Source organism: Anaerotalea alkaliphila, from assembly GCF_010179735.1.
In the GTDB taxonomy this organism is placed as follows: Bacteria; Bacillota; Clostridia; order Lachnospirales; family Vallitaleaceae; genus Anaerotalea; species Anaerotalea alkaliphila.
Genome location: NZ_JAAEEH010000037.1, coordinates 20404 through 27340 on the forward strand (window position 1 = coordinate 20404; position 6937 = coordinate 27340).

The 6937-nt window shown below is 64.4% G+C and carries 4 protein-coding genes; all 4 read left to right on the plus strand.

Going from position 1 to position 6937, the window contains the following annotated elements; all coding sequences use genetic code 11:
- Window positions 1-101 precede the first annotated feature (101 nt).
- The 4 genes from nadB (at window position 102) to GXN74_RS11680 (ending at window position 6817) form a co-directional block, all read left to right on the plus strand.
- On the plus strand, window positions 102-1640 hold the full coding sequence (gene nadB / locus GXN74_RS11665) for an L-aspartate oxidase (protein ID WP_162371120.1): 1539 nt from the start codon (window positions 102-104) through the stop codon (window positions 1638-1640).
- A complete protein-coding gene (gene nadC / locus GXN74_RS11670) occupies window positions 1618-2448 on the plus strand; it encodes a carboxylating nicotinate-nucleotide diphosphorylase (RefSeq protein ID WP_162371121.1) in 831 nt (276 codons plus the stop codon). The genes nadB and nadC overlap by 23 nt, the downstream gene beginning before the upstream one ends.
- A gap of 82 nt (window positions 2449-2530) precedes the next feature.
- Window positions 2531-4507 (plus strand): DNA gyrase/topoisomerase IV subunit B, encoded by a 1977-nt coding sequence (locus GXN74_RS11675; RefSeq protein ID WP_162371122.1) that lies wholly within the window; start codon window positions 2531-2533, stop codon window positions 4505-4507.
- Between the two features lie 18 nt (window positions 4508-4525).
- Window positions 4526-6817 carry a DNA topoisomerase (ATP-hydrolyzing) gene (locus tag GXN74_RS11680; RefSeq protein WP_162371123.1) on the plus strand — a complete coding sequence of 764 codons (2292 nt, stop codon included), beginning with the start codon at window positions 4526-4528 and terminating at the stop codon, window positions 6815-6817.
- Window positions 6818-6937: the final 120 nt, after the last annotated feature.

Genomic DNA, 6937 nt, shown 5'->3' on the forward strand with positions numbered 1-6937 from the left:
GCCCGGGAGTCCGGAGCAAATAGGAATTGAAATCACCGGAAAGCTGTGGTATATTGGAGTTTAAAGTGACAAGACAGCTGGATTGTCTGAAACGGAAGAGAATGAATATCGAAGCGAAGGTGGATGAGATGCACGAAACCTATGATGTGATAGTGGCGGGCAGCGGCCTGGCGGGACTCTACACGGCCCTGCGGATCCGGGAAGACCTGCGGGTCCTGGTGGTAACCAAAAAAGATTATATGGCCTCCAATTCCTATCTGGCCCAGGGCGGAATCGCCTGCGTGGTGCCGGGGACGGGGGACACCCAGGCCCTCCACAAGGAGGACACCATGGTCTGCGGGCACGGAAGCAACAACCGGGAGGCGGTGCGGATCCTGGTGGGGGAAGGTTTCGAGAACATCCTGGCCCTGGAGGAGGCCGGCGTCGCCTTCGACAGGGAAGCGGACGGAAGCTACGCCCTGGGGATGGAGGGGGCCCATTCCAGGCACAGGATCCTCCACTGCAAGGACCATACGGGCAAGAGCGTGCTGGAAGCCCTCTACAGGGAAGCCCGCAGCCGGAAGAACATCCGGTTCAAGGAAAACACCTTCGTGGAGGAGCTCCTGCTGGAGAAGGGCGTCTGCAGAGGGGTGGCCGTCCAATGGGAAGAGGACGGGAAGCGTGTCCGGAGGTACCTCTACGCCAGGACCGTGGTCATGGCCACCGGGGGGATCGGCAAGGCCTTCGGCAACACCACCAACGACCCCACCATCACCGGGGACGGCATCGCCATGGCCCACAGGGCCAAGGCCCGCCTTAGGGACATGGAGAAGGTCCAGTTCCATCCCACGGTGTTCCAGGACGGCAGCGAGGGGGAGCATTTCCTGATCTCCGAAGCGGTCCGGGGGGAAGGGGCCTACCTGCGGAACGCCAAAGGGAAGCGCTTCATGGGAAGGACCCATCCCCAGATGGAGCTGGCCCCCCGGGACGTGGTGAGCCAGGCCATTTTCCGGGAGATGGAGCGGGAAGGGAGCAGCCATGTCTGGCTGGACGCCACCCATTTTCCCCCGGGCTTCTTCCGGGAGCACTTCCCCACCATCCATGCCCACTGCATGGAACGGGGGATCGACCCGGAGCGGGACTGGATTCCCGTGGCCCCCATGATGCACTACTTCATGGGCGGCATCGAGATCGACCTGCGGGGGAACACCAGCGTGCCCAGGCTTTACGCCTGCGGGGAGTGCGCCAACACCGGGGTCCACGGACACAACCGGCTGGCCAGCAACTCCCTGCTGGAGGCGCTGGTGTTCGCCAACCGGATCGCGGCCAAGATCAGCATGACCCTGTCCCGGGACGAGATGGAGGAGAGCCGGGGAAAGGTTCCGGCAGGCTCCAAGGGAATGGCCAGGACGGCCGTCGATCCACTGAAGAAGGATTTCGCGGCCCTGTTCCTGGGAGGACGGGACAACCGGGCCCTCCTGGACTTCGCCGGACATCTGGCGGAGGCGGGGGCCAAGGCCCGGGAGTGCCGGGGGGAGGTCCCCGACCAGGAGGCCATGGAACAGTACAACCAGTGGCAGGTCATGGAACAGGTGGCCAGGGCCCTGCTGCAAGAGTGGAATGTGGAGGGAGAACGGCATGCTGCTACAAGCACATATTGACAGGATCATACAGAACGCCCTGGACGAGGATGTGAGTTACGGGGACATCACCACCCAGGTCCTCCTGGAACCCACGGACCAGGCATGGGGGAGGCTGCTGGCCAAGGAGGCCGGTACCCTGAGCGGACTGGGGATCTTCGTGCGGGTCTTCGCCCTTCTGGACCCGGAGGTGGCCGTGACCCTTCATGCCAAGGACGGGGAACGGGTGGAGGCGGGCGCCTGCATCGCCCACATCCAGGGGCCCGCCCAGGCCATCCTCACCGGGGAGCGTACGGCCCTGAACATCCTCCAGCGGATGTCCGGCATCGCCACCGCCACCCGGGCGCTGGTGGACGCTGCGGCCGGCACCAAAGCCCGGATCGTGGACACACGGAAGACGGCCCCGGGACTTCGGATCCTGGACAAGGCGGCGGTCCTGGACGGGGGCGGCCGGAACCACCGGTTCAACCTCTCGGACGCCGTCATGATCAAGGACAACCACAGCCAGGCGGTGGGAGGCATCCGGCAGGCAGTGGCCGCGGCCCGGGAGAAGATCCCCCACACCATGAAGGTGGAGGTGGAGGCGGAGACCCTGGAGCAGGTGGCGGAAGCCCTGGAGGCGGGGGCGGACATCATCATGCTGGACAACATGGACCTGCCCGCCATCCGGGAAGCGGTTGCCCTCATCGGGGGCCGGGCCCTGGTGGAGGCCTCCGGCAACGTGACCCTGGAACGGGTCCGGGAACTGGCGGCCACCGGCGTGGACGTGATCTCCTGCGGAGCCATCACCCATTCGGTAAAAGCAATGGACATCTCCTTGAAATTCTAGGAGGGTCCTTTTTTTTCTTGATTTTCAGGAAAAACGGTCTATAATGGGGGAAGAACATACGTACGAAAGGAAAGGGGTTCTTATGGCAAGGGAATATACGGGCAAGAACATTCAGGTGCTGGAAGGGCTGGAGCCGGTCCGGCTCCGTCCGGGCATGTACATCGGAAACACGGGCTCCCGGGGGCTGCACCATCTGCTGTGGGAGATCCTGGACAACAGCGTGGACGAGCATCTGGCGGGGGTCTGCGACGAGATCCGGGTGGTCCTGGAGAAGGACGGGTCCGTGACCGTGGCCGACAACGGGAGCGGCGTGCCGGTGGACCTCCACGGGAACACCAAGGACTATCCGGCGTCCCTCTATCCCAACGGGATCTCCACCGCCAGGATCATCTTCACCGTGCTCCATGCCGGGGGGAAGTTCGACAAGGGGGCCTACGGCTATTCCGGAGGCCTCCACGGGGTGGGGGCCTCGGTGGTGAACGCCCTGTCCGTCCGCTTCAACGTGGAGATCCACCGGGACGGCAGGATCTACCGGGACAGCTATGTGGACGGAGGCAAGCCGGCCACAGCCCTTGTGGACGGCACCCTGCCCCCGGCGGGCAGGACCGGCCGGACGGGGACCACGGTGAACTTCCTGCCGGACGAGGGGATCTTCGAATCCATCCGCTTCAAGCCCCAGGTGGTGAAGAAGCGGCTGAAGGAGATGGCCTACCTGAACCGGGGCCTGGCCCTGCACTATTCCTGCCTGCTGGAGGGGCAGGAGGAGGAGGCGGTCTACCACGAGGAGGACGGGGTCCTGGGGTTCATCCGGGAGGTCAACGGGAACAAGGACGTGCTCCACGAGCCCATCTTCCATCTCCGGGGAGAGAAGGACGGGGTCCAGGTGGAGGTGGCCTTCCAGTACGCCCGGGAGTTCTCGGAGAACATCTTCTCCTTCTGCAACAACATCCACACCCAGGAGGAAGGCACCCATGTGGTGGGCTTCAAGATGGCCCTGACCCGCCTGGTGAACCGGTACGCCCGGCAGATTTCTGGGGGCAGGGGCAAGGAAGGGCTGGAAGGGAAGGACGTGCGCAACGGACTGAACGCCATCCTCTCCGTGAAGGTCCCGGACCCCCAGTTCGAGGGACAGACCAAGACCAAGCTGGGTAACCCGGAGGTCAAGTCCGCCGTGAACGAAATCTGCCTCCGGGAGTTGGAGCCCCTGTTCGACCGGAACATGGAGGCGGTGGAGAAGATCGTGGAGGGGGCCCTGCGGTACAACCAGCTCCGCAAGAACGAAGCCAAGGCCCGGAACAACCTTCTGAAGAACCAGTCCAGGATCACCTCCAACGGGAAGCTGGCCTCCTGCAGGTACAGCCTGAACGAGGCCAAGGGCCACCTGACGGAGCTGTACCTGGTGGAAGGGGATTCCGCCGGCGGGTCGGCCAAGCAGGGCCGGGACCGGCGCTACCAGGCCATCCTTCCCCTGAAGGGGAAGGTCCTGAACACGGAGCGCTGCTCCCTGGGGAAGATCCTGGAGAACAAGGAGATTGCCACCATCATCAGCGCCCTGGGAACCGGCTTCGGGGAGGGGCTCTTCGGGGAGGGGCGGCAGGAGGACTTCAACCTAAACAAGCTCAAGTACGACAAGGTCATCATCATGACCGACGGGGACGTGGACGGATCCCACATCCGGACCCTGCTGCTCACCTTCTTCTACAGGCACATGCGGGAGCTGCTGGTGGCGGGGAAGGTCTACGTGGCCATGCCGCCCCTTTTCAAGGTGAAGGCGGGACGGAAGGAGGCCTACATCTTCAACGAGCGGGAACTGGACAGGTTCCTGAAGGGGGTGAACCGGAACACGGTGGAGATCCAGCGCTACAAGGGACTGGGGGAGATGAACCCGGAGCAGCTCTGGGAAACCACCATGGATCCGGCCAAGCGGACCCTGAAGCGGGTCACCGTGGAGGACGGCGCCCGGGCGGAGGAGACCACCACCCTGCTCATGGGGGACAAGGTGCCCCCCCGGCGGGAATTCATCGAGCAGGAGGCGGAGAACGCCAGCATCGACCTATAGGGTCCAGGAGGAGACATTGTGAAGAAGAAAGAAAGCTTTCCGGATTTGCGCAACCAGAACATCGTCACCGCGGACTACGAGGACGAGATGCGCCAATCCTACATAGACTACGCCATGAGCGTCATCGCCGCCCGGGCCCTGCCGGACATCCGGGACGGCCTGAAGCCTGTCCAGCGGCGGACCCTCTACGCCATGGAGGAGCTGAACCTCCAGCCGGAGAAGTCCTTCCGGAAGAGCGCCAGGATCGTGGGGGACACCATGGGCAAGTACCATCCCCACGGGGACAGCTCCATCTACGACGCCATGGTCCGCATGGCCCAGGACTTCTCCATGGAGGAGCCCCTGGTCCATGGGCACGGGAACTTCGGCTCCCTGGACGGGGACAGGGCCGCAGCCATGCGCTACACGGAAGCCAAGCTCCGGCCCCTGGCCATGGAGATGCTCCAGGACCTGGAGAAGGGCGTGGTGCCCATGGACGGGAACTTCGACGAGACACTGAAGGAGCCCCGGTACCTCCCGGCCAAATTCCCCAACGCCCTGGTGAACGGCATGACCGGGATCGCCGTGGGCATGGCCACCAGCTTCCCCACCCACAACCTTAGGGAGGTCTGCGAAGCCGCGGCCGCCTACCTGAAGGACGGGAACATCACCCTCCGGGAGCTGCTGCGGATCCTTCCGGGACCCGACTTCCCCACGGGGGGCATCGTGGCCAACGGGAAGGAACTGGAGGAGCTCTACGCCACCGGGAAGGGCCGGGTCCGGATCCGGGCCCGGATGGAGGTGGTGGAGGAGAAGCGGACGGGCCGGCTCCACATCGTGGTCCGGGAGATCCCCCACACCCTGGCCGGGGGAAAAGGGGCCCTGCTGGAGGCCATGGAGGTCCTGGTGAAGGACCGGAAGCTTCCCGGCGTAGAGGACATCCGGGACGAAAGCTCCCGGGGGGAAGTGGAGATCATCCTGGTCCTGAAGAAAGGGACCGATCCGGAGGCGGCCATCCAGGCCCTCCTCCACCACACCCGGCTGGAGGACGTCATGGGGGTCCAGATGCTGGCCCTCCTGGACCACCGGCCCAAACAGTTCAACCTCCTGTCCGCCCTGGAGGCCTTCGCAACCTTCCAGCGGGAGGTCTACACCGCCCGGTTCGACAACCTGCTGGAGAAGGCCCGGGACAAGAAGGAGGTGGAGGAGGGGCTGCTGGCGGCCTACGCCTCCCTGGACGCGGTGCTGGAAGCCATCCGGGGGGCCCAGGACGTGCGGGCGGTCCGCAAGTGCCTGGAGACCGGGGATACCGCAGGCATCCGCTTCCGGACCAAAAAGCTGGAAGCCCAGGCGGGCAAATTCCGCTTCACCCCCCGGCAGGCAGGGGTGGTGCTGGAGATGCGGCTGCAGAAGCTGGTGGGGCTGGAGGCCCTGGAGCTTGAGGCCGAGCACAGGAAGACCCTGGAAACCATCGCCCGGCTGGAACGCCTGCTGGGGGACGAAAAAGAGCTGGACCGGGAGGTCATCCGGGAGCTGCGCCGGATCGGCAAGGTCTACGGCAGGCCCCGGCGCACGGAAATCACCGACCTGGAGAAGGCGGCCCCCCTTAGGGAGGCGCCGGCGGGGAAACTGTTGGTGGTGGTGGACGGTAAGAACTACGTGAAGGCCCTGGAGGAGGAACACTGGGGCCGCCTGGGGGAGGAGCCCGGTCTGCGGACCTTCTCCTGCGACCGGAACCAGTGCCTTTACATCTTCGACAGCCTGGGGAACCTCTACCGGCTGAAGGTGGAGGACATCCCCCTCGCCGGGGTCCAAGGGAAAGGCACGCCCCTCTCCGTCCTCACCGGTGTCCAGGAGGAGAAGGTCCTCCACATGGACACCCTGGAGAAGGCGGGGATCCTGCTGTTTGCCACCCGTTCCGGCCTGGTGAAGAAGGTCCTGGCGTCGGAGTTCGCCACCAACCGGCAGAAGACCAGCGCCTGCAGGCTCCAGGAGGGGGATGGCCTCTGCCGGGTCCTGCCCCTGGAGGAAGGCCAGGAGACCCTGGGTGTCCTGACGGAGAAGGGATACCTGCTCCGGGTGCCCCTTTCGGGCATCCCCGTGATGAAGAAGACCGCCCAGGGCGCTTCACTGGTCCGGCTGGGGGAAGGGGACCGGCTGCTGGACATCCGGCCCCTCGACAAGGAGGAGAAGGTCCTGGAGGTCCTGGTGGACGGGGAGGTGGTGCAGAAGACCCTCCGGCAGGTCCCCCTCCAGGAGAGGAACGCCGCCGGAAGGCAGGCGTTCAAAAATGCCAGGCCCCATGGATTTCTCCAGAAAAAAGGGCTATAATTCATAAGTGAAGTATCACATTTGGAGCAATCAAAAAAGAGCAACTAGAGACGAACTCCAGTTGCTCCAAATGTGGTTCTTCACGATTGTACCAACTCGCGGATGTTAGCCGGTGATCCG